Source organism: Sulfuricurvum sp. IAE1, from assembly GCF_004347735.1.
Taxonomy (GTDB): Bacteria; Campylobacterota; Campylobacteria; order Campylobacterales; family Sulfurimonadaceae; genus Sulfuricurvum.
Map to the genome: position 1 here is coordinate 42,723 of NZ_SLTI01000042.1, position 23,187 is coordinate 65,909.

Annotated in this window: 27 protein-coding genes; 23 read left to right on the forward strand and 4 right to left on the reverse strand. The window is 53.3% G+C overall.

Going from position 1 to position 23,187, the window contains the following annotated elements; translation table 11 throughout:
* Positions 1-28: 28 nt before the first annotated feature.
* From E0765_RS05370 to E0765_RS05445, 17 genes are all read left to right on the forward strand, one after another.
* Positions 29-571, forward strand: coding sequence for a DUF1882 domain-containing protein (locus E0765_RS05370; RefSeq protein ID WP_132812195.1), 543 nt, complete (start codon positions 29-31; stop codon positions 569-571).
* 27 nt (positions 572-598) lie between these two features.
* On the forward strand, positions 599-1,522 hold the full coding sequence (locus tag E0765_RS05375) for an SPOR domain-containing protein (protein WP_132812196.1): 924 nt from the start codon (positions 599-601) through the stop codon (positions 1,520-1,522).
* A gap of 1 nt (position 1,523) precedes the next feature.
* The gene (locus E0765_RS05380) at positions 1,524-2,936 is read left to right on the forward strand and encodes an anthranilate synthase component I family protein (RefSeq protein ID WP_132812197.1); all 1,413 of its coding nucleotides are present in this window, start codon (positions 1,524-1,526) and stop codon (positions 2,934-2,936) included.
* Positions 2,933-3,724 (forward strand): shikimate dehydrogenase, encoded by a 792-nt coding sequence (locus tag E0765_RS05385; RefSeq protein ID WP_132812198.1) that lies wholly within the window; start codon positions 2,933-2,935, stop codon positions 3,722-3,724. The genes E0765_RS05380 and E0765_RS05385 overlap by 4 nt, the downstream gene beginning before the upstream one ends.
* A 37-nt stretch (positions 3,725-3,761) precedes the next feature.
* Positions 3,762-4,277, forward strand: coding sequence for a hypothetical protein (locus E0765_RS05390; RefSeq protein ID WP_132812199.1), 516 nt, complete (start codon positions 3,762-3,764; stop codon positions 4,275-4,277).
* Position 4,278: 1 nt separating this feature from the next.
* Positions 4,279-5,055, forward strand: a complete 777-nt coding sequence (locus E0765_RS05395) for a TOBE domain-containing protein (RefSeq protein ID WP_132812200.1) — start codon at positions 4,279-4,281, stop codon at positions 5,053-5,055.
* A gap of 147 nt (positions 5,056-5,202) precedes the next feature.
* Entirely contained in the window at positions 5,203-5,958 is a 756-nt protein-coding gene (gene modA / locus E0765_RS05400) for a molybdate ABC transporter substrate-binding protein (protein WP_132812201.1), read from the forward strand.
* A 136-nt stretch (positions 5,959-6,094) separates the two neighbouring features.
* Positions 6,095-6,856, forward strand: a complete 762-nt coding sequence (locus E0765_RS05405; protein WP_165921676.1) for an energy transducer TonB — start codon at positions 6,095-6,097, stop codon at positions 6,854-6,856.
* Between the two features lie 16 nt (positions 6,857-6,872).
* Positions 6,873-8,840, forward strand: coding sequence for a TonB-dependent siderophore receptor (locus E0765_RS05410; protein ID WP_132812203.1), 1,968 nt, complete (start codon positions 6,873-6,875; stop codon positions 8,838-8,840).
* A gap of 18 nt (positions 8,841-8,858) precedes the next feature.
* A complete protein-coding gene (locus E0765_RS12475; RefSeq protein WP_165921677.1) occupies positions 8,859-9,338 on the forward strand; it encodes a hypothetical protein in 480 nt (159 codons plus the stop codon).
* Positions 9,339-9,348: 10 nt separating this feature from the next.
* Positions 9,349-10,326, forward strand: coding sequence for a cytochrome-c peroxidase (locus tag E0765_RS05415; protein ID WP_165921678.1), 978 nt, complete (start codon positions 9,349-9,351; stop codon positions 10,324-10,326).
* Positions 10,327-10,380: 54 nt separating this feature from the next.
* Positions 10,381-11,175, forward strand: a complete 795-nt coding sequence (locus E0765_RS05420; RefSeq protein WP_132812205.1) for a class I SAM-dependent methyltransferase — start codon at positions 10,381-10,383, stop codon at positions 11,173-11,175.
* Positions 11,172-12,020 carry a ModD protein gene (modD, locus tag E0765_RS05425; protein WP_165921679.1) on the forward strand — a complete coding sequence of 283 codons (849 nt, stop codon included), beginning with the start codon at positions 11,172-11,174 and terminating at the stop codon, positions 12,018-12,020. The genes E0765_RS05420 and modD overlap by 4 nt, the downstream gene beginning before the upstream one ends.
* Positions 12,017-12,412, forward strand: coding sequence for a hypothetical protein (locus E0765_RS05430; RefSeq protein ID WP_132812207.1), 396 nt, complete (start codon positions 12,017-12,019; stop codon positions 12,410-12,412). Before modD ends, E0765_RS05430 begins: the two co-directional genes overlap by 4 nt.
* Positions 12,402-13,076: a molybdate ABC transporter permease subunit gene (gene modB / locus E0765_RS05435; RefSeq protein WP_132812208.1), complete on the forward strand. Its 675-nt coding sequence runs from the start codon at positions 12,402-12,404 to the stop codon at positions 13,074-13,076. The genes E0765_RS05430 and modB overlap by 11 nt, the downstream gene beginning before the upstream one ends.
* The gene (locus E0765_RS05440) at positions 13,073-13,966 is read left to right on the forward strand and encodes a sulfate/molybdate ABC transporter ATP-binding protein (protein WP_132812209.1); all 894 of its coding nucleotides are present in this window, start codon (positions 13,073-13,075) and stop codon (positions 13,964-13,966) included. The genes modB and E0765_RS05440 overlap by 4 nt, the downstream gene beginning before the upstream one ends.
* Complete coding sequence (locus E0765_RS05445) at positions 13,963-14,442, forward strand: peptidylprolyl isomerase (RefSeq protein ID WP_132812210.1); 480 nt, start codon at positions 13,963-13,965, stop codon at positions 14,440-14,442. Before E0765_RS05440 ends, E0765_RS05445 begins: the two co-directional genes overlap by 4 nt.
* Before the next feature lie 18 nt (positions 14,443-14,460).
* Here E0765_RS05445 and E0765_RS05450 read toward each other — a convergent pair whose 3' ends face one another.
* The 4 genes from E0765_RS05450 to E0765_RS05465 all read right to left on the reverse strand — a co-directional run bounded on the left by E0765_RS05450 (position 14,461) and on the right by E0765_RS05465 (position 18,099).
* Positions 14,461-14,691, reverse strand: a complete 231-nt coding sequence (locus E0765_RS05450) for a hypothetical protein (RefSeq protein WP_132812211.1) — start codon at positions 14,689-14,691, stop codon at positions 14,461-14,463.
* 1 nt (position 14,692) lies between these two features.
* Positions 14,693-16,120, reverse strand: coding sequence for an FAD/NAD(P)-binding oxidoreductase (locus tag E0765_RS05455; protein ID WP_132812212.1), 1,428 nt, complete (start codon positions 16,118-16,120; stop codon positions 14,693-14,695).
* Positions 16,121-16,129: 9 nt separating this feature from the next.
* Entirely contained in the window at positions 16,130-17,632 is a 1,503-nt protein-coding gene (locus tag E0765_RS05460; protein WP_132812213.1) for a DUF3373 family protein, read from the reverse strand.
* A 134-nt stretch (positions 17,633-17,766) separates the two neighbouring features.
* Positions 17,767-18,099: a cytochrome C gene (locus E0765_RS05465; protein ID WP_132812214.1), complete on the reverse strand. Its 333-nt coding sequence runs from the start codon at positions 18,097-18,099 to the stop codon at positions 17,767-17,769.
* Between the two features lie 246 nt (positions 18,100-18,345).
* Between E0765_RS05465 and E0765_RS05470 the strand changes: the two genes are divergently transcribed.
* From E0765_RS05470 to E0765_RS05495, 6 genes are all read left to right on the forward strand, one after another.
* On the forward strand, positions 18,346-18,735 hold the full coding sequence (locus tag E0765_RS05470; protein ID WP_132812215.1) for a NifB/NifX family molybdenum-iron cluster-binding protein: 390 nt from the start codon (positions 18,346-18,348) through the stop codon (positions 18,733-18,735).
* The gene (locus tag E0765_RS05475) at positions 18,732-19,901 is read left to right on the forward strand and encodes an NAD(P)/FAD-dependent oxidoreductase (protein ID WP_132812216.1); all 1,170 of its coding nucleotides are present in this window, start codon (positions 18,732-18,734) and stop codon (positions 19,899-19,901) included. Before E0765_RS05470 ends, E0765_RS05475 begins: the two co-directional genes overlap by 4 nt.
* Positions 19,901-20,290 (forward strand): hypothetical protein, encoded by a 390-nt coding sequence (locus tag E0765_RS05480; protein ID WP_132812217.1) that lies wholly within the window; start codon positions 19,901-19,903, stop codon positions 20,288-20,290. Before E0765_RS05475 ends, E0765_RS05480 begins: the two co-directional genes overlap by 1 nt.
* Positions 20,287-20,679 (forward strand): DUF6858 family protein, encoded by a 393-nt coding sequence (locus E0765_RS05485; RefSeq protein WP_132812218.1) that lies wholly within the window; start codon positions 20,287-20,289, stop codon positions 20,677-20,679. Before E0765_RS05480 ends, E0765_RS05485 begins: the two co-directional genes overlap by 4 nt.
* 91 nt (positions 20,680-20,770) lie before the next feature.
* A complete protein-coding gene (locus tag E0765_RS05490; protein WP_132812219.1) occupies positions 20,771-21,028 on the forward strand; it encodes a hypothetical protein in 258 nt (85 codons plus the stop codon).
* 44 nt (positions 21,029-21,072) lie between these two features.
* Entirely contained in the window at positions 21,073-23,175 is a 2,103-nt protein-coding gene (locus tag E0765_RS05495) for a TonB-dependent receptor (RefSeq protein WP_132812220.1), read from the forward strand.
* The last annotated feature ends 12 nt before the right edge of the window (positions 23,176-23,187 follow it).

Sequence of the window (23,187 nt, forward strand, 5' to 3'; positions counted from 1 at the left end):
GATCGCATCAGTAAACAAAGGATACCCTGTGACCTCGATGGACATGAAACTCATCAAAATGATTACGGACCATTATTGGCTCAAACACGACAGTGTCGTCAATAAAATCGATTTCAAAGGGCGTACTTTTTACAACAAATACGAGCGCATCGACAAAACCCTGACCCAGTCTGTCATCGATCAGCACCTCAAAGGGCAGATTACCGTCGCCCATTCACTGATAAACAAATTCGACAAAGTAGAAAACATCGTCATCGATTACAACGGGACCGATCCGCAACGCTTCTACCACCGTACGCAGTTGCTGCTGCGGGAGGAAGGGTTCATCAATTTCACCGCATTCGAAACAAAAACCCCGGGGCATCTTCACGTCTACATCCATAAGGGGCACACAACTTTACAAGAAGCCAATCAACTGGGTAAAATGATTTCGCTGAAATTGGCTGCCAAGCAGCCCAAACAATGGCGGATGTTCCCTACCCTCGATTTACCGATCGAGTACAATATCCTCAATCTTCCCTATGAGGTCTACGCCAAAGAGCGCGGAGCTTCATGGTCGAAGCACATGTAACCGATAAACTCAGAAGGAAAACCTTTAATGGAAGAAAAAAACGAGCTCAACGATATCATCCTGAACAAAAGCGGTTCGGGTTCAAACAGCAAAAAGCTCTTGCTCGCGATAGCGACGCTGACCCTTGTTTTGATCATCGTACTGGTTATCATGAACTCACTCAAAAGCGAAAGCGAAGAGCAGCCGCCGCATGCCGCGATTCCTCCCGAACCATCCGCACCAACCGAAATCATCGATGATCCGCTGTTCGAGCCGGTCGAAGTGATCGAAGAGGGAAGCAACACCACCGCTCCCGCTCAGGATTTGGGTCAAATCGCCCAAAAAATCAAACAGGAGTCATTCGACAACGCTCCCGTCCAGGAAAAAACCGTCCAGCCTGCGGCAGCTCCCGCACCGGCACCGGCTCCGGTTGCCGCCCCCGCGGTTCCGGTACGTCAGAACGTCGCGCCCGCGACGCAGCCCAAAACCCCGACCGTCGTAGCGGCCCCTAAAGCCGAACCCAAACCGGCAGCCAAGAGCGCAACGGTAGCGACGCCGACGATCAAAAGCGTCAAGCCTTCCGAGCCGAAAAAAGCGGCCGAAGCGAAAAAAGTTTCCGCCACGGCGCCCGCTGCGGCCAAACCCGCCGCTCAGCCTGCGGCAAAAACGGCCGAGCCCGCACCGGCGAAAACCGCCGACAAAACGGAAACCGCAGCACCGAAAACGGCGGATGCGCCGAAAGCCGCCGCAACCGGCGGCACCTATTACATTCAGGTCGGCTCATTTACCAAAGAACCGAACAAGGCCCTCTTCGACCGCCTCAACGCCAGTGGCCTGAAATATACCACTGTCCCCTCGGGCGCGGCGACAAAAGTACTCGTAGGGCCGTTTCAGGGTGAAAAAGCGGCACGCGACGTTATCGGCACCGTCCGTAAAAACATCGAAGCCGGCGCGTACATCGTAAAGGGGTAATGTGATCACTTCCCGCCGTTTTTCGCTTGACCAGTTCGCACCCATCGCCGTATACGAAAAGGCCAAAAAACTTTTTCCCGGCGAAGTCAGTTTTCTGTTCGAAAGTGCCGGAAGCAGCGAAGGAAATTACACGATTATCGTCATCGGGGGGCGCGAGCGTCTCACCTATGCCGATAAGAAAACCGTTTATACCGATACGTCGGGTATGCGGCAGACATTTGACTCCTCCCCTTTTGCCTTTTTGAAAGAGTATTATTCAGCCCTCGACCAAAAAGCATACCGGGAACGGGCGCGTGAACTCGGTATAGGATACATCGACGGTTTCATCGGCTACATCGGTTACGACATGGTACAGGTTTTCGAACCCGTACTCGAAGAATCGATGTCGAATCTGCTGGACCAGACCAACATCCCCGACATGGACCTGATTCTCCCCAAGCTCACGTTTGTCATCTCGCATAAAACCGCGACGATTACACTGCTCAGCTGTGTCGACGGTTTTATCGCGCGGTTCGACGAAATCGAAACGGCGCTGAAGGCACCGTATACCTATACTCCGCTCGCACCGATCCGAAATGACCGTGGCGGCGAGTTCATCTTTAGCAAAGAGCAGTTTTTCTCGATGGTCGACAAGTCCAAAGAGATGATCAAAAGCGGCGATGTCTTCCAGATTCTTATGACCAACCGCTACATCCGGCATGCGCAGGTCGATCCGTTCAGTTTCTACCGCATCCTCCGGCTCAAAAACCCTTCTCCGTACATGTATCTGATGGAGTTTGAAGATTTCAATATCGTCGGAAGTTCCCCCGAGGTAATGGTACGTCTCAGTGACGGAGAGATCCTGCTGCGCCCCATCGCGGGAACCCGCAAACGGGGCGGCACGAAACAACGCGACCTCGAACTCGAAGAAGAGCTCCTTTCCGATCCCAAAGAGCTTGCGGAACACCTGATGCTGATCGATCTTGGGCGCAACGATGTCGGGCGGGTTGCTAAAACAGGCACGGTGCGGGTCGAAGAGATGATGCACGTCGAGCGCTATTCGCACGTCATGCACATCGTCTCGGACGTTTACGCGACGATCCGCGACGATAAAGACATGTTCGACCTCCTCGCCGCCGTCTTTACCGCGGGAACGATGACCGGTGCGCCGAAAATCCGCGCGATGGAACTGATCGCGCAGTATGAAGGGGTTAAGCGGGGATTCTATAGCGGAACCATCGGCTATTTCGGATTCGACGGCAACATGGACAGTGCGATCACGATCCGCACCGCCCTCATCAAGGAAGATGAAGTGATCCTGCAAGCCGGTGCGGGCGTCGTCGCCGACTCGGTCCATGAGCTCGAATACCTCGAAGTCACCAACAAACTCGGTGCCCTCACCAGTACCCTGGACGATCTGCTCGAACCCCGATGAAACTTTTTACGATCTTCGGCGATCCGGTGAGCCATTCGCGCTCTCCGCTGATGCACAACAATGTCTTCAAAAAGCTCGGTATCGATGCGTGCTATACACGTACCCGCCTCGAAAACGGGTCGGAGCTGCGCGACGTGTTTTTTGCCAAAGCCCTCAGCGGTGCCAACGTCACCGTTCCCCACAAAGAGTCGGCTTATGAACAGTGCGACGAGGTACGCGGTATCGCGTCAATGGTCAAGGCGGTCAATACGCTCGTCCTCGAAAACGGCCGCCTGATCGGTTACAATACCGATGCCGACGGCTTTATCCGGGCTATCGAATCGTTTGGGGAGGTGCGCTCCGCGCTGATTCTCGGTGCGGGAGGAACCGCACGCGCCCTCTCCGTGGCCCTGCGTGCCAAAGGGATCGACGTCACGGTTCTCAACCGCTCGGCAGCGCGACTGGAATATTTCAGGAACGAAGGGTTCGCCGCCTACGCGTGGGACGAATTTTCACCCGCTTCCTACGGCATGCTCATCAACACCACTTCCGCAGGACTGTCGGATGACGAACTGCCGATCCCCGCAGGGTTGCTGGGAGAACTGCTTGCCCGCACGCAAGCGGCCGTCGACGTCATCTACGGGAAAGAGACCCCCTTCCTTCGGGAAGTCAAATCGTGCGGCCTCCCCTACAAAGACGGATCGGACATGCTGCTGGCACAGGGGGTTCTGGCCAATCATCTTTTTCTCGCCTGCCGATATACGCCCGAAGAGATCGAACCCGCCATGCGCCAAAGTTTTTTGTATTAAACCGCTATAATGGCTTATCTTAATGCAAAGGCTCTTAATGTGCCCTCTCCATCAGCTCAACGAAGCTGAGAAAATTCTCCTTCGCGATCAGCTTCTCGGCTATGCTTCGGCTATCGGCGGAAAAAATTCGTTTTTGAAGCTCCTCGAGACGATTCACCGTACCTCTCCCCATCCTTTGGTATCCAAAACAGCGCTGCTGCGTTTTCCCAAAGGGCTGATCAAGTGGAACAAAAACATCCACCGCGACAACCTTTCCCTGCTGAGCACACGGCTCAATGCCCGCAAAGAGGGAAATGCCAACCTTATGGCTTCCAGCGAAGACAAAAATTATAAAAACGTAACAAATATGCTCCGTTCACTCTCCCCACTCACCTTTACCGTCGCGATGAACAACGAAGCCGACGGAGCCGGATTCAGTTTCAAGGCATTCGACATTATCGACGAGAACACGACGGTCATCACCCCGATGTTCGAGCTCTTCTTTTTCTGTCCCGTCAGCGTCGCCAAGAAGCTGCTCAATTACGTTCCCAAAGAAGCTGTGACCGAGGAATAGCGTGAAGATCGACGGACGTTTCTGGCTCACGAAAGAGGGGCAAAGTTTTCTGGGCGCGGGACGGATCGAACTGCTCGAAACCATCGACAAAACGGGTTCCATCCATGCTGCGGCCAAAGCGATGAAAATGAGCTATAAAGCGGCCTGGGAGCGGATCAACGGGATGAATCTCCTGGCCGATCAGCCCCTGATAGAGCGGACCACGGGCGGCAAAGGGGGCGGCGGGACAAAACTGACCCCCTACGCGCATGAGCTGATCGCAACGTTTCGCCGTTTAGGAGAACTGCACCGCCAGTTCATCGACCGCTTTTCCGAGGCCGGGGACGACCCCGAACGTCTCGCCCGAATCCTCGGACGCACGTTTCTCACCACCAGCGCGCGCAACCAGCTTCCCGCAACTCTCCTTTCGATCGAGGAGCGCGGGCTGAACGGTCTTCTCACCCTTTCATTGAACGGAAGCCATACGATACGCTCGATCATCACCCTCAAATCGATCCGGAACATGGGTCTAACGATAGGATGCGATCTCTACGCCATCATCAAATCCAGCGATGTCACTATCGTCACGACTCCTCCGAAAAACTGTGAGACGATGAACTGTCTCAAGGGGAGTATCACGCGTATCGAATCGCAGGATGAAACGGACGAAATCACCTTTTCGCTCGACCTGTTTACGGAACTGGTTGCCCTGATGAATCCCAAAGATGCCGCCCAACTCTGCGAAGGAATGAACGCCTACGCCCTCATCTCGCCAAGCCATATCATCATCGGACTGTAGTTTCATGACATAAAAGTTTAAGAAAATTCCTCTATAATTCGTTATATCCTACAAAACATAACGAAAATGTCCCGTTTTTCGCGAACCGTTTTTGCAATATTCGGTCTGGATTTATCGTTATATCATTAAGAATACCAAGGAGTTGATATGAAATTACTCAAAATCGTTCTCGCGTCGCTCGCTTTTGCCTCGGCGATGGCAGCCCAGACGATCACCGTTGCCGCCGCTGCCAACCTCAAATATGCCCTCGACGACATCACCCGCGAATTCACCAAAGAGACCGGGATCAATGTTAAAATCATCACCGGCGCATCGGGGAAACTGACCCAGCAGATCATGAGCGGCGCGCCCTACGACGCGTTTCTCTCCGCCGATGTCGAATTCCCTTCCAAACTCGTAAAAGGAGCCTATACGACAACTCCGGCACAGGTTTATGCCTACGGCACACTCGTATTGTGGAGCGATACCGGTGCGGATCTTTCCAAAGGAGTCACCGTCGTCGCCGATCCGAAAGTAAAAAAAATTGCCGTCGCCAATCCGAAAACGGCTCCCTATGGCATCGAAGCGATCAATGCCATGAAGTACTACAAAGTCGCCGATGCGGCCGCTCCCAAAATCATCACCGCCGAGTCAATTTCGCAGGTTGCGGCCTACGTTACCTCCAAATCGGTCGATGTCGGGTTTATGGCCAAATCCATCGTCCTCTCCCCCGAAATGAAAAATGTCGGCAAATGGGTTGAAGTGGACGACAAAGCCTACAATACGATCGACCAGGCAATGGTAGGGCTCAAAAACGCAACTCCAGAGAACCAGATCGCAGCAAAAAAATTCTTGCGTTACATGGGCTCGCCCAAAGCAGTAGCGATTCTCAAAGCAAACGGTTACGGTATTCCTAAAAAATAATGATCCTATTACGCTAAACAGAGATTGCCCCGCTTATCTTCACATGACAGATAGCAAGGCAATCCAGCGGGAGTGTGGCTCACACCTGCCTCTCTCCCGAGAGTTAGGTACCGATTCTTTAACAAAGGATTTCTCGATGTTTTTTTCCGATTCATACGTTATATCTAAAATGATACAATGTGACAATTCCTTATTAAAATCCAAATCGTTTGCCGCTTCTTTGGCGATGCACGCCTCGGTATTTTTTGCCGTTACCTACTTTATGACGTCGCATCCGGTCATATTTGACAAACCTGAGAAACGTATCGTTATCTCATTAAGTGATGTTAATGAAAAAGCGGAAGATATCGATAAACCCAAAAGCAGTCGTTCAGAGATTTTGCCCCCTAAAATCCAACAGCAACCCATACAACCCACTCAAAAAATCTTTGCCAAGACGCTTGAGGGGACACCGCCATCTACTTCTTCGGTGTCCCCTGAGGCGTCCGCGCCTCTAGCTTCGCTCCCGATGCCGGCTTCGTCACCGTCTGCCAAACGTATCGATTCTCCTCATCCAACGTTGTCTGCACCCGTTCACGAATTACCAAAACCGCCCGCACAGGGCAATGACATCAGCGGTGCGGCATTGGGACACATCCGGGCTATGATCGAAAAAGCCGTCGTTTACCCCTCCATTGCACGCAAATTGCGCCTTGAAGGGGTTGTGACGGTCTTTTTCATTCTCAACTCCGACGGAACCGTCGATAACGCAAAAATCAGCAGTACGAGCGGTAGCAAACTGCTGGATGAAAAAGCGCTCCATACGATACTCAGCCTCAGCGGTGATTACCCTGCCCTGGGTAAAACCGTTGAATTGAATATTCCTATCGCGTTCAATTTGAGCTATTCCAAAATATAAAACTCAAGGAAAAATGATGCAAAAACACGTGCTGCTACTGTCGCTGGCCGCTTCGGCGGTTCTGGCCGACACTTTTACGCTGGGACAGGTCAATGTCCTCAACACTCCGATCGAGGAGAGCCCGTTTGAACAAACAATGACGGCACAAACAATCGCTCAGCAAAACAGTGAAAGCGTAGCCGATGCCCTGGACAACATCAGCGGTATAAGCCTCGGTATGATGGGAGCCCGCAATGAAACGACGGTCAGCATACGCGGCTTCGAAGCAAGACGGGTGGGAGTCTTTATCGACGGTATCCCGGTCTATGTTCCCTATGACGGAAACTTCGATTATGACCGTTTCCTCACCGCCGATATTGCCCAAATCGACGTTGCTAAAGGGTATTCCTCCGTCGCATACGGTGCCAATACGATGGGCGGCGTCGTCAACATCATCTCCAAAAAACCGACAAAAGCGCTTGAAGGCGAAGTCAAAGCGGGCATGGTGCTAGACAGTGACGGCGATCTTTCACGCCGCGTGGCATCGATCAACATCGGCACACGCCAAGATCATATCTATGCGCAACTTGGGGCAGTCTACAGCGATCAAAACCACTACCGCCTCAGCGACGATTATGCGGGTAGTGCTTCACAGCCTGCCGGCAAGCGTCTCCGTTCCGAAGCCGAAGACTATAAGGTCAGTTTTAAAACCGGATACATCGCCGATGACGGAAGTGAAATCGCACTGGGCTACTCCAACCAAAACGGCCAGAAACAACAACCGCCAAGTACTAACCCCGTTTACAATACGGTACGGTACTGGGATTGGCCCTACTGGGACAAAGAGTCAATTTTTGTTACGGGTCAAAAGAACTTTTCCAACAGTTATTTAAAAGCCATGGCTTACTATGACAAATTTGAAAATTCGCTCTACAACTATAACAATGCGAATTTCCAAACCTTTACCGGCGGTTCGAGCTTTAAATCCAAATACGACGATTACAGTGCGGGAGCCCGCATGGAATACGGGGTGGAGCTGGATAACAACTTTCTGACCGCATCGGCAAACTATAAAAAAGATGTTCATGACGGTTACGATATCAGCAAGACAACGGGAGCGGAGACATTAACCGAAAACTATGAAGATCATACCGTTTCGTTCGGTCTTGAAGATGTCTATACACTGTCATCCCAATGGCAAATTCTAGGGGGGATCAGTTACGACCGACGTACCGCCGATAAAATCTATGACACCAATACCGCGTATCTTGACATGCTGGCTCTCAAAACGCAAAGCGCTTTCAATCCTGAAGCCGCACTCGTGTATTCTCCCGATTCGACATCGAAAATCCGCGCCAGCGTATCCCATAAAACCTATCTCCCTTCAATGAAAGACCGATATTCGAGAAGACTTGGAACATCCGTTCCCAATGCCGAACTTGAGAATGAAATCGCGACACACTACGAGCTCAGTTATCAAAAACAGCTTGGATCGGTATCGACGCGTCTAAACGGCTATTTCACGCGTGTCGAAGATGCAATCCAGAGCGTGACCCATGCCCCTACCGGATTACTGCAAAATCAGAATGTCGGAACATTCGATCATCGCGGCGTCGAATTGGAAGTTCAATACAAAACGGATACTCTCGAAGCCGGAGGGAATTACGCGTATATCAATGTGAAAAACAAAACCGATGAAAGCGTGAAACGGACCGATGTACCGAAACATCAAATTTTTGCCTATGTCCAAAGCGATCTCGGCGCGGGATTTTCGATCTACGGAGATATGAAATTCCGTAAAGGGACGTACGACCAGATCCAAAACGGCTCTTACGTCATCAGCCCTACGTTTACCACTTTTGACCTCAAAGCAGTCTACAAAGCAACCGATACGATCACGGCTGAAGCGGGTGTAAAAAACCTAACGGACAAATTCGTCCAATACGATTTGGGCTTTCCGGTCGCCGGACGCGAATTTTTCGCAAACCTGATTTATAAATTTTAATCCAACCAAGGAATTACCATGAAAAACGGATTACTCATTCTATTGTTGGCTACAAGCTTATTCGCAAAAGAGGCGGTTCTGCCGAGTGAACTCTCAGCGTGGAAAGCTCTCTCCTATGTGGGTTCAGCCAAAAATCCCCAAGAGCTTCCAAATGCAACCCTCACGCTCAATACCGCATCGCTTGTCGGTTTAGTCCCGACTCCGAAAATCGAATACGTAGCCCGACCAACCAACGAAGGGGGAAGCGTGAGCTATGGTGGGATGTTTCAAATCATCCTCAAAGAAAAAGGGCTTTATCGTGTAGTGCTGGCCAACGCATCGTGGATCGAGATGGTCAAAGATGCCAAAGGATCACAATCGGTCGCACACTCCCACGGACCGGATTATTCAGGGATACGTAAAATGGTGGACTATGCACTTGAAGCGGGCACCTATACCCTCCAGCTCTCCGCAGGAGCCGATACGACAAGTGCCATCTTGGTCACCAAACTCAAATGAGCCAACAGCCATGACACGAACGATCATTACCATCGTAATCGGCTTGCTCGCCGCCCAATCGGCGTTGCAGGCCCGATCACCCCAAATGAGCGCAGAGCGCAAAGCCCAAATCGAGCTGGGACGTCGGCTGTTTTACGAAGCGGATCTCTCGATCAACGGCACGATGTCGTGCGCTACCTGTCATGAACAACGGCGTGCTTTTGCCGACGGTAACCAAGTCCATCCGGGGGCATTGGACGATCCGGGTAAACGCAACGTCCCCGGACTCGCCAACATCGGAGCGTTTAAAAACCTCACATGGGCGCACAATCGCCTCAGCGGCTTGGCGGAGCAATCGTTGATGCCGATGCGGGGAACCGACCCTGTCGAGATGGGTATGAACGGCCATGAGGCTGAAATAGGCAAACGGCTGGGTCAAAACGAGTGCTATCAAAAACTCTTTTTGCGCGCATTCCCAAAAGAAAAAGGCTCAATCCATATCGGTACCGTCTCCAGAGCATTGGAAAGCTTTCAAAAAACATTCATCTCTTACGATTCACTCTATGATCGCGTGAGTAAAAAAAATCTTCCATTGCCGACAAAAGAGGCTCGTGCGGGGGAAAAACTCTTTTTCGGAGCGGCGAAATGCAACACGTGCCATAGCGCTCCCCTATTCAGTGATGATGATTTTCATGATGTACAGCCCAAAAATCCCGAACCCGAGAACCGCATACAAGACTACGGTCTTTCCGATGTTACGGGCAATCTGAAAGATAAAAACTTCTTCCGAACGCCGAGCTTGCGAAACGCCGCATTGACCGCTCCGTACTGGCATGACGGCAGCGCCAAAACACTTGCCGATGCGATCCGGAAACATGATTTGAAAATCAATCTAACCTTGAATCATCAGGAAATCGACGACCTCATCGCTTTTATCGATGTCCTAAGCGATACGACCTTCGTCAACAATCCCGAATACGCCAAACCGGCTAAAGAATGCCCATACTGACTATCCGGGTAACGGATCGTTTTCGATATAATAAAATATCAAAAAAGGCCATGAATGTTTCTTGAACCCATCGATTTCGCGCAGATGTACCGCAAGCACAAAGCCGCCACCGATTTCAAATCCAAAAGCAGCAGCGACTGGGACGAAAAATCCTCAGATATGGCGCAATCGACGATCAACAGTCCGTATGTGGCAGAGTTCATCTCGCGAATGAAACTGAACGGAGACGAAACGGTACTCGACATCGGCTGCGGTCCCGGAGCGCTGAGCGTACCGCTGGCCAAAAAGGCCAGACACGTGATCGCCGTCGACTTTTCGCGCGGCATGCTCGACGAGCTCGAAGCATACGCCGCGCGCGAAGGGATCACCAACATCACGACCTACCATCTGGGCTGGGAAGACGACTGGGGCGCTCTGCCTCCCGTCGACGTCGCCGTGGCATCACGCTCGATGGAAGTCCCCGATCTGGATGCGGCACTCTCTAAAATGTCCGCTATCGCTTCCAAAGCATGTTATCTCACCTACAAAGTCGGCGGCAGCTTCGTCGACATGAATATCCTCGATTACATCGGCAAAACGGTCAGAACAAAACCCGACTACTGGTATATCCCCCTGCTATTGTACAAAGCGGGATTTCTCCCCCGCGTCGATTACATCGAGACCGGACGCGGCAGCGTGCGCGCCGGCAGCGAAGAAGAATTCGTCCAATCGCTGATCTGGAGCATCGGAAGTCTGGAGAAAGAACAGCAGGACAAAGCCAGAGAATACTACAACCGGATCGTTGTCGGCGAGAACCGTCCGCCGCGTCCGGTGCGCTGGGCTTTTATCGCATGGGAGACCTCAAAATGATCCTTCTTAACGACGCTGAACTCGAAGCACTCCTCGCCGAAGACGTCCCCTACGGTGACCTGACCACCGCTTCATTAGGAATCAATGACCAGCGCACGCGCATCACCTTCGCGACCCGTGAGCGTCCTCTCGTCGTCTCGTGCATGGAAGAGGCAGTGCGTTTGTGCGGACTGTACGGATTGGAGATCGACGGTTTTGTCAAATCCGGCTCGCTCGTCCCGCCCCAAAGCGTTTTTCTCGAAGCGCACGGCGAAGCCGGATCGATACACCGTATCTGGAAGTCCGTGCAAAACCTCCTCGATTACGCAAGCGGGATCGCCACTTATACCCGTGAAGCGGTACTCTTGGCACGCAGTATCAATCCTGATATAGTGGTCGCCACCACCCGCAAAACGACCCCGTTTACAAAAAAAATCGCCATCAAAGCGGTCGAATCGGGCGGCGGGATCGCTCACCGTCTCGGACTTTCGGAAAGCATACTGATCTTTGATTATCACCGCGTCTTTTTCCCTGCGGAAGAGGCATTTGCCGAAGCGCTCAACCGTGCCAAAAAAGCCAATCCCGAAAAGAAAATCGTCATCGAAGCCGCCGACATCGCCGAGGCGCTCAAATTTGCCCGCCTCAGAGCCGACATTCTCCAGCTGGAAAAATTTCCCCTTAGCAAGCTCGCCGATGCCGTACGCATCCTCCGTGCCGATTATCCCCGCATGACCCTCATTGCCACCGGAGGGATCAGTGCCAAAAACATCGCCGAGTACGCCGCGACGGGGGTAGATATGATCGTCACCTCATCGCCCTACAGTGCACAACCTGCCGATATCAAAGTGAGGATCGAGCCGTTATGAATATTCTCTCTGCCAAAATTGCCGCCATCACCGCTTCCGAGCACCTCAGCATACTCAGCGTCGCCGTCGGGGACGACACTTTTCATCTCCTTCTCGCCGAAGTCTCCGACGCCACCGTCGGTGCGGACGTCACCGTAGCGTTCAAAGAAACCGAAGTCATCCTCTCCCCGGAAACGGCCGCTTCGACCGCAAACCGCGCGCGCGCAAGAGTCCGGACAATCGAAAGGGGAATCATCCTCTCCCACGTTACCCTCTCCTACCGCGATACGACCGTCCGTGCGCTGGTGCCGACACTTACCTTCCATTCCCTCGATATCCGTGAAGGGGATAACGTCGGCTGGATGGTTCAGCCCTCTGAAATTTCGCTGCTCAGGGAGACGCATGGAAGCTGATTTTTTTCAAACGATGGTGCTGACGTTCAAACTGGCATCCGTCACGACGCTGATTCTCCTGCTGATCGGGATTCCGCTCGCCGCATACTTGGCATACGGCACCGTGCGCTTCAAAAGCGTCGTCGAGACGATCGTCTCCATGCCGCTCGTCCTTCCTCCATCGGTCCTGGGGTTTTATCTTCTCCTTGCGTTCAGCCCCGCGTCGGCTCTTGGGGAGTTTTTAACCGAACAGGGCATACGGCTGGCATTTTCGTTCGAGGGGCTCGTGATCGGTTCGGTCCTCTTCAGCCTCCCCTTCATGGTTCATCCGATACAGTCGGCCCTCTCCGGGGTTCCGCGCTCCGTCTTCGAAGCCTCCTACACGCTGGGCAAATCGAAACTGACAACGATGACGCGGGTGGTCTTGCCGATGATCCGAAGCGGGTTGATTTCGGGGACTGTCCTCGCGTTCGCCCATACGGTCGGCGAGTTCGGCGTGATCCTGATGATCGGTGGGAATATCCCGGGCGAGACCCGCGTCGCCTCGATCGCAATCTACGACGAGGTCGAGTCGCTCAACTACGCGATGGCTCACCAATACGCACTCACCCTCTTCGCGGTGACGTTTGCGATATTGCTGCTCGTCTACACCCTTAACAAAAAATCCCTGGGCGGCATCCGATGATATTGATCAATATTACCAAACACCTCAATACCGCCGAGGGACCGATGGAGGCGGTTTTCAACCTCTCGATCGGCAGTGGGGAGTTCCTGACCCTCTTCGGCCCCTCGGGTGCCGGAAAAACAACCCTGATGCGCTGCATCGCGGGACTCGAAACTCCCGATACCGGCCGGATCGAAGTAGCGGGCGAAACGTGGTTCGATTCGGACCGGAAGATCAATCTCCCGCCGCAGAAACGGAGCGTGGGATTCGTCTTCCAAGACTACGCCCTCTTCCCCACCATGAGCGTACGGGAAAACCTCCTCTTTGCCGCCGAAACCGCCGAGCAGAAAAAAGGGGTGGACGAGCTCATAACGCTGGTCGAACTTGAAAACCTCGCCGCACGCCGTCCCGACACCCTCTCAGGAGGACAGAAACAGCGCGTTGCCCTCGCCCGCGCCCTCGTACGCCGTCCGAAAATCCTGCTGCTGGACGAACCTCTCTCCGCGCTCGATCCCGCCATGCGTGCCAAACTCCAAAACGAACTCTCCCTGATCCACGAACGGATGGGAGTCAGTACACTGCTGGTGAGCCACGACATCGCCGAGACGGTCAGACTCTCCGAGCGTCTCGCCGCCGTAGAGAGGGGCCGTATCGTCCGGGTGTGTCCGCCGATGGAGTTTTTCAGCTCCCAAACCCTCAGCGGCAAACTCCAGCTGGTCGGAGAAGTGCTCAAAATCGAGGAGGATTTCCCCGTCTGCGTCGTGACGCTGCTGGTAGGTTCTTCTATCGTTCGCACCGTTACGGCGGCGGAAGAAGCCTCACGCCTCACGATCGGGGAACACGCTATAATTTCGACCAAAGCGTTCAATCCGATTCTGCTTCCCATCCATGAGCCTAAGGAAACCCCATGACCATCACGAAAAACACCATCGTCACCCTCGATTGCCGCCTCAGCGAAACCTCAGGCAACCTCCTCGAAGATAGCCAGGAACTCATCTATCTTCACGGCGGATACGGGCAGATTTTCAAACCTCTCGAAGAGGCGCTGGAGGGGAAAAAAGTCGGCGACACTTTCCGCGTCGAGATCCCCGCGGCCGAGGCGTTCGGCGAATTCGACGCCAATCTCGTCCTTACCGAATCGCTCGACGAGCTCCCCGAAGAGATCAAAGTGGGAATGGAGATTGATGGCTACATCGAAGAAAATCCCGACGACACGGTCCTCTACGTTGTCACTGCCATTGCCGACGGACATGCTACCCTTGATGCCAATCATCCTCTGGCGGGAAAAAATCTTGTATTCGAAGGACGTGTCGAAGAGATCGTCGAAGTGAGCGAAGAAGCCGTGCAGGAGATTCTCGAGCACGCCCACGACGAGGATCATCACTGATTCTAATGGGACGGTATTTCAGCCGTTTTTGGTAAAAAAAGAAGAAAGAAGATAGCGGATGCCGCGGAGAAGGGAGAGAAGAAGGTATATTCCCCCCGCATAGAGCAAAGGATGCAAACAACTGCCCGAGGCGTGCATCCGCTCATACCGCTCCGCCGGAGCGATGAGAAGATCGGGATGAAGCATCAACGCCATAATCGTCAAGACGGCGACGAACAGGAACATTTCGCGCAGCACCCGTCGCGCCATCTTACATCAATCCCCGCATCATCAGGTGCCAGTACATCGGCTTGAGCATGTAGAGGTCGAACGCCCACCAGATCCAGCGCTCTTCGCCCACCGCGAGAGGGAACGAAGGAGCCGCCCCCTCGTAGTTGAACTCGGCGAGGATGATCTTGCCGTACTGCGTCTTGAGCGGGCAAACGGTATAGCCGTCGAATTTCTGGGTCAACTCTTTTTTCTCCATCTGCGCAATCAGGTTGGCCACCATGATCGGGCCGTGGTGACGGGCGCTTCCCCCGGTTTTGCCCAGCGGAATGCCGCAAACGTCCCCGATACCGAAGACATTGGGATATCGCGTGTGCTGGAGCGTTTCACGATCCACCTCCAGCCACCCTTGCGCACTCCCCTGCTGCCAGGCCAGCGGAGATTCGACGACCGCTTTGGGAGCGCTCATCGGCGGAACGATGTGGATAAAATCGTATTGCATCGGAACGCGGACGATCTCTTCGATCATTTCGTACTCTTCGAGATCTTCATCGTATGCTCCCTGCGTATATTTTTTCGTTTCGAAGGTCGCAATTTTCTTCTCGGCGTCGATAGCGACGAGATTGTGGGTAAACTTATTCGTGATGTTTCCGTAACGGGGCTGAACCACTTTGGCCAACGTCTCATTCACTTCGGGAACGCCGAAAAGCTTGTCCCCGTTAAGAGCGAAAACGAAATCGGCGTCAAGGCCCTCGCGCTTGAGGAAATCATCGGCGAGATAAAGGATTTTCTGCGGTGCCCCTCCGCACTTGATCGGCGTCGCGGGCTGGGTGCAGATAACGCGCGGTTTTCCTTTCTGGGCCGCTTGTTTGAGGTCGTTGAACCATTTCCACGTAATCGTCCCGCCCTCGGCGGTCCCTTTTTCCAGATCGTTGAGATAGACGCTCGAAATCCCGTTTTTACCGATCATGTCGATACTTAGTCCTTCGATCTGCTCGTAATGGTAAACGAGCCCCGTCGCGACGACCAGAAAATCGTACGTTACGCTCTCGCCCCCGCGGGTGACGACGCGATTGTTGTCAGGTTCGAACCGGGCCACCTCGTCTTTGATCCATTTGACGTCGTCTGGGATCAGATCAAGATTGGAGCCGACGATATCTTCATGGGTATACTCGCCTGCCGCCATGAATACCTGGCCGGGCTGATAGAGATGGACCTCGTTGGGAGCAATGATCGTAATATCAGGCTCGCTGAGCGCGCGGCGCAATCGGGCCATTGCCATGATTCCTCCCGCACCCCCGCCGACGATAACGATTTTCCCTTTGGCGTCGGAAGCCTTCGCTTCGACCGGGGCCGAAGACGATGCCAGGACCCCCGCGGCAATCGGGGAAAGCCCCATCATCTTGAGCGCGTCCCGGCGGCTCATACCCGAAACGATTTTTACATATCCGTTCTGATCAAGTTTAGACATCTTCAATCCTTAATATTTGTAACGTACGAATGCACGGAATTCTTGCGCGTGATCGAGGTTCTGAACCAACGGGTTGTCCCAGTAGCACGTCGTATTGGCACGGTAGTGATGGTCGAGATAGGTATAGCGCAGCTGAGCCGTGAGGTTTTTGCCGACAATCGGTATGTTCCAGTACCCTTCGTACGCGTTTCCGCGCGTAGCGATTTTCGATCCGATCGTCGAATCTTCGGCCCACGTCATCGGCGTCCAGTATTTGCTGCCGTAGTTGTACTCCAGGCCAAAACGTCCCCCTTCGGTAATCTGGTCGGGAAACACGAACCCGGCCCAGAAGCTGTATCCGGTTTTGTTTTCGGCCGAACCGAGCATCCGGTACCCCTGATCGGGATCGGTCATGCTCATCGCGGTACTCACGAAAAGGGTCGACTCTTCTAAAAATTCGTTCTCGTCGCTCAGACCGTCGAGTTGATAGGAAACCGCCGCCAAATGGGTCGTGCCCGATGCGGTTTTGATCTCCGTCGTCGTTCCGTCTGCGGAGGGTTTTTCCCCTTTGGAGTTGAAAATCGCCGAATATTGGGCCATCAGCTTATGCTGCCCGTCATCGTAAACCGACATCGGCAACACGAGAAAATCGACCTGGTTGTCTTCGGCGGCGGTATCGATGTAGGGGTTCGTCGTAACGCTGCGGTCCGCAGGGTCGTGCGCGCGTCCGTAAACCACTTTGAGGTACGATCCGGGCAAAAACACCCGGTCCAGGTCAAACTGTACCATCGCTGCGTCGACTTCCATATTGGTGATGTGCGCCAGCGGCGATCCCGGCTTGGCGTTACCCTCGCGGTGATTGGCCAGAAAACCGTCCGACGCGGCACGGCGTCCGGCACTGACACTCATCGGAACATCCCAGTCGGTACCGAATTTGTAAACGAAATAAGCCTGGCGCAGGCGAATGTCGACATCGTTCGGACGCGAACTTTCCTGCCAGATTTTATCTTCAGCCGCGGCGGTGTCTGCACCCCAGTTGTAATACGCCGCCAGCTGGCCGTAGAAAAACAGGTCGTCGTTGACTTTTGATCCCATCCCAAGCCACAGGCGGTTGGTGAACAACGACGGGTTGGTGTGCGATTTTCCCGCATCGGCGCCGCTGTTGTAGGCGCTGCTGTAGGTATTGCCGCTGATTTTCGTCCGGTTGCGCGCATGATCGGTGTAGGCGTATCCTACGCTATGGACGGCCGAGCGAAAATCGATATCCCATTTGATGTTGTCGTTCGCGCTCTGGGCATTGACCCGGGAGAGCATATCGCTCTGGGCGGTCTGCTCTTCCTTGATCTCCTGCAACGTCGTGCGGGTTTGATCCAGCGTCGTTTTCGTCTCGTTCTGCATAAGCCCCTGGGCTTTTTCGAGCTGTTCGATCCGTTCCATCAGCTTCTGGATCTGCGCCTGAAGAGCCGCTTCGTCAGCCATCAGGTTGCCAGTAACCGCCATCGCGGCAAGCAAAGAAAAAGTTCTCTTTTTCATTCATTCTTCCTTAGGTTGTTTTTCTGCGCTTACGCATCCCGCGTCAGGTTTGAAGAGGCCAAGGATCTGTGGGGGAGGTGCGGAAGGATCAGAGAGTAGTGGTGACACGAGCCCAAAAGGCCCGTGAACGTCTGTCAGCAAGAAGGGATGTTACCGCTGTCTTTTGCGTATTCATGTACAAAATCATACAGGTGCTCTTCGACTTTTTTGTATTTGTCCCCTTCGAAGAACGCCTTCCCTTTAGGGCACGCTTCGGTCATTTTCTGGCTCAGTTTGCCCGCTTTGTAGGCTTTGTCCCACTCTGCCTGTTTGAATTTGGCGGCGAATACCGCACCGCTCATACCGCATGTCTCTTTGAGGTTCTTTTGGTAGAGTTTGATCCCTTTTTGTGCGTCCGCGTGTGCCGCAGAAGTCATTACCAAGATTCCAAGCACTGCTGCTTTTGCCGTAGTTGTCCATGTTTTCATTATTGCATCCTTAATATGTCAGGTCTGTGAATTAGAACGGAAATGGTACTACCGCAAATATAAATATAATCTGAAGTTAATATTATCATAAATAGCTATTATATTAATAATTTTATCGCCATTCCCATCTGCACAAGCTGGATCTGTGGCAACTTGGAGAATCTGACGATAAAACTAATTAGTTTACTTGACTTTATACGTCAATAGAACTATAATTGTGCCTGATTTTTAAAAAAAGGAGAGATTATGACTATCGCCATCCAACTGTTCCATGATATTCTCGACGCCAATACTTCCGATCTGAATGAAAACATCCGGCGCTTTATTATTATTACCGAAGATACCGACAATAATTCAATCACGCTCGACGCGACCCGGAAAAAAGACGTTGCCCGTTCTTTGATCGCTTCGGACATCGACGTGCTGATCACCCACCGCATTTCGCTCGAAGCGTTCATTTTGTTGAAAAGTTACGGGATTCGTGTCTACCAGACCGCCCAGGAGCCCGTTTCGATCGGTTCACTCATCAAAAAATTCCAAAACGGTTCGCTAAAAGAGATCACCCCCGAAAATTACATCGAACTGCATAAAGACCAGTTCAACCTCTCTCCCCTGACGCAAAAGGAGACCGCATGAAGCACGTCACCATACTCGGCGGCGGGATAGCCGGGGTCGAAGCCGCGATCTATTACCGTAAAGAGGGGTTCGACGTCGAACTCATCAGCGACCGGAGCTACGTCTTCATCTATCCGACCGCGATCTGGATTCCGGTTCGCACCGCAAGTTTCGACGACGTCGCGTTCCCTTTGGACAAACTTGCCGCACGCCACGGTTTTAAACTCACCGTTGAACGCGTTGCCGCCATCCGCCAAAGCGATAAAACGGTTACGTTCGAATCGGGGGAAACTCGACGGATCGATCACCTCGTCATTGCGATCGGTGCAGCCAAAACCAAACACGACGGGATTGAGCACACCCTCTCGATCTGCGGTGCGCCCGAACAATCGCTGTTACTCAAGGATCGAATCGAAGCGCTCGTGGCCAAAGGGGGAGGAAAAATCGCCTTCGGTTTCGGCGGCAATCCGAACGATCCCAGCGGGGTGCGCGGGGGACCGGGGTTCGAACTGTTTTTCAACCTTCACCACCATCTCGAGAAACTCGGAATCCGCGACAAGTTCGAAATGACCTTCTTCGCACCGATGGCCTCGCCGGGAGCACGGATGGGAGAAAAAGCCCTCAAGCTGATGGACATGATGTTCAAGCGTAACCGTTTCGGTGCCCAATACGGCAAAAAAATCAAACGGTTCGAAGAAAAAGCGGTCGTATTCGAAGACGACAGCCGGCTCGAGAGCGACCTGACCATGTTCATCCCCGCAGGCGACGGGATGGATCTGATCAAAAACAGCGATCTTCCCCAAAACGGTGCCGGTTTCATCCGTATCGACAACTACTGCGAAATCGAGGGGGTCAAGGGATGGTACGCCGTCGGTGACGCCGCGGCGCTCGAAGGACCGGAGTGGAAAGCCAAACAAGGTCACATCGCCGAAGTCATGGCCCGTAACGCCGCACATAACAGCGCGATCGACGCCGGGTTCAAACCGGGAGAGAAAAAAACCTATCAGGACCATCTCAACATCCTCTGCGTCATGGATATGGGCAATGGGGCCGGATTCGTCTACCGCGATGACAAAAAAGCGCTTTTGATCCCGATGCCGATCGTCGGCCACTGGCTCAAAATCTTCTGGGGATGGTACTACAAACTCTCCAAAATGGGGTATATCCCCCGCATTCCGGGGATGTGATGAAATTTCTCATCCCACTGATCGCTGCCCTCATCCTCGGCGGATGCATGGAGAGAGAAATCTACAGCGAAATCACCGATCCCTCCCGGATCGGCCATCCCCCCTCATCGGTGCAGGTCATCGATCTGAGCGGGAATCTGAAAACGGACCTGAAAACGGATTCCGACAGTACGACCAAAATCGAGGTCTACGTCCACCGCGCCGCGTGCAGCAGCGCCTCTGCAAAAGCGCTGGGAAGCGATTTCGACGGCTACGTCCGGATCACGATCTTTGAGAACGGCCGCACGATCGCCCGCGCCCAGATGGATTACAAGGGGGAACCTTCTCCCGCCATGATCCAAACGATTCATGACACACTCATCGAAAAACTGCAATGGAGCAAACAATGACACAAACTACTTTTATGGAAAAATACCCCATCTATACCCTCGAAGTTTCGAAAAACGAATCCCTCTTTTCTACCGTTGACGAGATCATCGACAATCTCAAAAACCAAATCGCCGCCGATCCCGTCGCCGCCTACATTGCCGATTTTGACCATTATGCCCATACCGACCGCCTGGGCGGAGAGATCAATCCAGCCATCAAAGCGGCCAAAATGGTCGTATTCTGCTTCGGCCAGAAACTTCCCAATCCCCAGATGATGGCCGCTCGCCCCCGATCGATCGGCGTAGCCGACATGGGAGACAATTTTGTTTTCTCCTTCCTCGAAGCTCCCATGAGCGCCATCAATGTCGCCATGGAACAATGGATAAAACAGTCACTGCGCCTTTCATAGATTCATTTATTTGATAAGATTGTTTACTTTATCAAATATTTATAGCCCCGCCGCTATCATTTCCCACCTATTTTTGAAAGGGGAAAAGGATTTGCGCGGTCTCCGTAAATGGTTTGCTCTCCTTTTTATTCTTTCCCTTTTCGCCACCGTCGCGCACGAACTCGACCACGACCATCACCATGACGAAACGTGCGAAGTGTGTCTGCTTGCGCATGCCCCCGCATTGCTTGACGATCCCGTCGTTGCCGCTGTCGTGGAATCGGTCTACGATATCTTTTCCGACCCTGCAACCTCCTATTTTCATACCTCGTCGCTCAACTGCCGCAACCGATCTCCTCCCCTTTTCTGATCCCTCTTCAGCCAAACCCACTTTATTACGATCAGGATATTTCCATGAACAAAACACTACTATCCATTTTTGCCGCCGGCGCACTGCTGGCCGATGAACTTTCATCCGAACATCTGATGATCGAAGCGATCACCGTATCGGCATCGCCCATCCACGAACACGACGCGTTCGACGTCCCCGCCCAAATCGATGCGCTCGAGCGTGACGATATCATTGCGAAATCGACCTCATCGCTGGGTGCGATACTCGAAGACATTCCCGGCGTCAACAACCTCTCAACCGGTTCTCAGGCGGGTAAACCGGTGATCCGTGGAATGAACGGCGAACGGGTAAAAATACTCTCAAACGGCAACGCGACCGATTTCCAGACCTACGGAATCCGTCATATTTCCAACACCGAGCCTTTCCTAGCCGAACGGATCGAAGTGATCCGTGGAGCGCAGGGGGTACTCTACGGTTCCGATGCCCTCGGAGGGGTCGTTAACCTCCTCTCCCCCGAACTTCTCTACGCCAAAGAGGGGGAGAGCGAAGTCCGAGGCGATGTGCTCGGAGAATACCACACCAATAACGACGAACGCTTCGGCGGCGTCAAAATCCAGGCCGCGTCGGGCAAACTGGGGGTAAATGCGGGATTTACGAAACGAAAAGCCGGAAACCTCCACACTCCGACTTCCGACACATGGGCGCTCGGAAGCCCGACAACCCCCGGAACCCTTCCCCGTTTTGCCGGAGAGCTCCCCTATACCGATTTCGAAACGACCTCGGTCCTCGCGGCGATCGGCTACACGGACGACTGGGGCAACGTCTCCTTGCAGCACACCTACTGGCAAAGCTACCAGAACTACCTGGGACACGGTTCCGCACCGTCGTATAATGCCGTAGCTTCCGCGGGGCAGGATCTCTCCAACAACGAAACGCAGTTGAGAGGAGAGTTTTTGGCGGGAGAATGGATCGTCAAACCTACCGTTTCCCGCACCCTCAACCGCCGAAAGGCAGCAACCAACGTTCCCTATGAATCGATGAACGCTTCAAATATCGATCTGGACATCGAAGTAGACCGGCTCGACGCGAAACTCGCTCTGGTCCATCCCCAAATCGGTATATTCGACGGTGAGATCGGTATCGAGGGTTACGACAAAGAACAAAACGTACGGGCGGGGCATCTCGTTCCCGATGCGGATGAAACGGGGCAGTCGATCTACCTGTTCGAGGAAGCCGATCTGGAACGATGGGTCTTACAGTGGGGCTTGCGCTACGACACCCGCGACATCGAAGCAAAAGAAACGGCTGAGGGGAACCGCCGCTTTTCGGCGATGGGCGGTTCCATCGGAGCCACCTACAAAATCGATCCTCGCTGGAACGTCGCCGTGAATATCTCACGCGGGTTCCGGGCGCCGAGCATTTTCGAACTCTACGCCGACGGCGTACACGGCGGAGTGCAGGCATACCAGACCGGGAATCCGGATCTGGGCGAAGAGACGACGCTGGGGGGCGACCTCTCGCTGCGCTATAAAGATGAAACGACCAAAGCCTCGTTCACCCTTTATCGTACCTACATCGACGATTACATCTACCTGGCCAATACGGGATACTACCGCAACACCGCAGGGGTACGCTTTACCTCTGCCGGCACCGGACGAATGGCCGAAATGACGAATCGTCAAACCGATGCCCGCATGCAGGGAATCGAATTCGCGTTCGAAACCCGCCCGTGCGATGCCCTCCGGTTCGACGGGGCTTTCGAGATCATCGAAGGCAAAGACACCGCCAACGACCGCGATTTGACCATGATGCCCGCCAACAATATGCGCCTTGGGCTCCATTACAACCTCGGAACTTTCGGAAACGTCAAAAACAATACCGCCTCGGTACACCTCAAAGCCGTCGACGATCAACAAGCCGCCGGAGCGCATGAACCTTTCGCGCAGTACAATACGATGCCTTTCGGTTCCGCCGATACGGCCGGTTACGTTTTATGGGGGATCGGATACGAGAGTGACGTTTCGATGATGGATCGCACGGCACGGCTGGGGATCAGAGTGGACAACCTCTTTGATACGGAATACCGCGATTTTCTCGATACCTACAAAGGGTATGCGCTGGGGACGGGAAGAAACGTCTCATTTTCCCTTCGAATCCCGTTTTGATCGCGGAAGTTT

What these genes read in the sequence shown, in the direction of transcription:
- E0765_RS05375 (WP_132812196.1), top strand. Translation starts at nt 599, where the DNA reads ATGGAAGAAAAAAACGAGCTCAACGATATCATCCTGAACAAAAGCGGT.
- E0765_RS05385 (WP_132812198.1), top strand. Translation starts at nt 2,933, where the DNA reads ATGAAACTTTTTACGATCTTCGGCGATCCGGTGAGCCATTCGCGCTCT.
- E0765_RS05390 (WP_132812199.1), top strand. Translation starts at nt 3,762, where the DNA reads ATGTGCCCTCTCCATCAGCTCAACGAAGCTGAGAAAATTCTCCTTCGC.
- modA (WP_132812201.1), top strand. Translation starts at nt 5,203, where the DNA reads ATGAAATTACTCAAAATCGTTCTCGCGTCGCTCGCTTTTGCCTCGGCG.
- E0765_RS05405 (WP_165921676.1), top strand. Translation starts at nt 6,095, where the DNA reads ATGTTTTTTTCCGATTCATACGTTATATCTAAAATGATACAATGTGAC.
- E0765_RS05410 (WP_132812203.1), top strand. Translation starts at nt 6,873, where the DNA reads ATGCAAAAACACGTGCTGCTACTGTCGCTGGCCGCTTCGGCGGTTCTG.
- E0765_RS12475 (WP_165921677.1), top strand. Translation starts at nt 8,859, where the DNA reads ATGAAAAACGGATTACTCATTCTATTGTTGGCTACAAGCTTATTCGCA.
- E0765_RS05415 (WP_165921678.1), top strand. Translation starts at nt 9,349, where the DNA reads ATGACACGAACGATCATTACCATCGTAATCGGCTTGCTCGCCGCCCAA.
- E0765_RS05420 (WP_132812205.1), top strand. Translation starts at nt 10,381, where the DNA reads ATGTTTCTTGAACCCATCGATTTCGCGCAGATGTACCGCAAGCACAAA.
- modD (WP_165921679.1), top strand. Translation starts at nt 11,172, where the DNA reads ATGATCCTTCTTAACGACGCTGAACTCGAAGCACTCCTCGCCGAAGAC.
- E0765_RS05430 (WP_132812207.1), top strand. Translation starts at nt 12,017, where the DNA reads ATGAATATTCTCTCTGCCAAAATTGCCGCCATCACCGCTTCCGAGCAC.
- modB (WP_132812208.1), top strand. Translation starts at nt 12,402, where the DNA reads ATGGAAGCTGATTTTTTTCAAACGATGGTGCTGACGTTCAAACTGGCA.
- E0765_RS05440 (WP_132812209.1), top strand. Translation starts at nt 13,073, where the DNA reads ATGATATTGATCAATATTACCAAACACCTCAATACCGCCGAGGGACCG.
- E0765_RS05445 (WP_132812210.1), top strand. Translation starts at nt 13,963, where the DNA reads ATGACCATCACGAAAAACACCATCGTCACCCTCGATTGCCGCCTCAGC.
- E0765_RS05450 (WP_132812211.1), bottom strand. Translation starts at nt 14,691, where the DNA reads ATGGCGCGACGGGTGCTGCGCGAAATGTTCCTGTTCGTCGCCGTCTTG.
- E0765_RS05455 (WP_132812212.1), bottom strand. Translation starts at nt 16,120, where the DNA reads ATGTCTAAACTTGATCAGAACGGATATGTAAAAATCGTTTCGGGTATG.
- E0765_RS05460 (WP_132812213.1), bottom strand. Translation starts at nt 17,632, where the DNA reads ATGAAAAAGAGAACTTTTTCTTTGCTTGCCGCGATGGCGGTTACTGGC.
- E0765_RS05465 (WP_132812214.1), bottom strand. Translation starts at nt 18,099, where the DNA reads ATGAAAACATGGACAACTACGGCAAAAGCAGCAGTGCTTGGAATCTTG.
- E0765_RS05470 (WP_132812215.1), top strand. Translation starts at nt 18,346, where the DNA reads ATGACTATCGCCATCCAACTGTTCCATGATATTCTCGACGCCAATACT.
- E0765_RS05475 (WP_132812216.1), top strand. Translation starts at nt 18,732, where the DNA reads ATGAAGCACGTCACCATACTCGGCGGCGGGATAGCCGGGGTCGAAGCC.
- E0765_RS05480 (WP_132812217.1), top strand. Translation starts at nt 19,901, where the DNA reads ATGAAATTTCTCATCCCACTGATCGCTGCCCTCATCCTCGGCGGATGC.
- E0765_RS05485 (WP_132812218.1), top strand. Translation starts at nt 20,287, where the DNA reads ATGACACAAACTACTTTTATGGAAAAATACCCCATCTATACCCTCGAA.
- E0765_RS05495 (WP_132812220.1), top strand. Translation starts at nt 21,073, where the DNA reads ATGAACAAAACACTACTATCCATTTTTGCCGCCGGCGCACTGCTGGCC.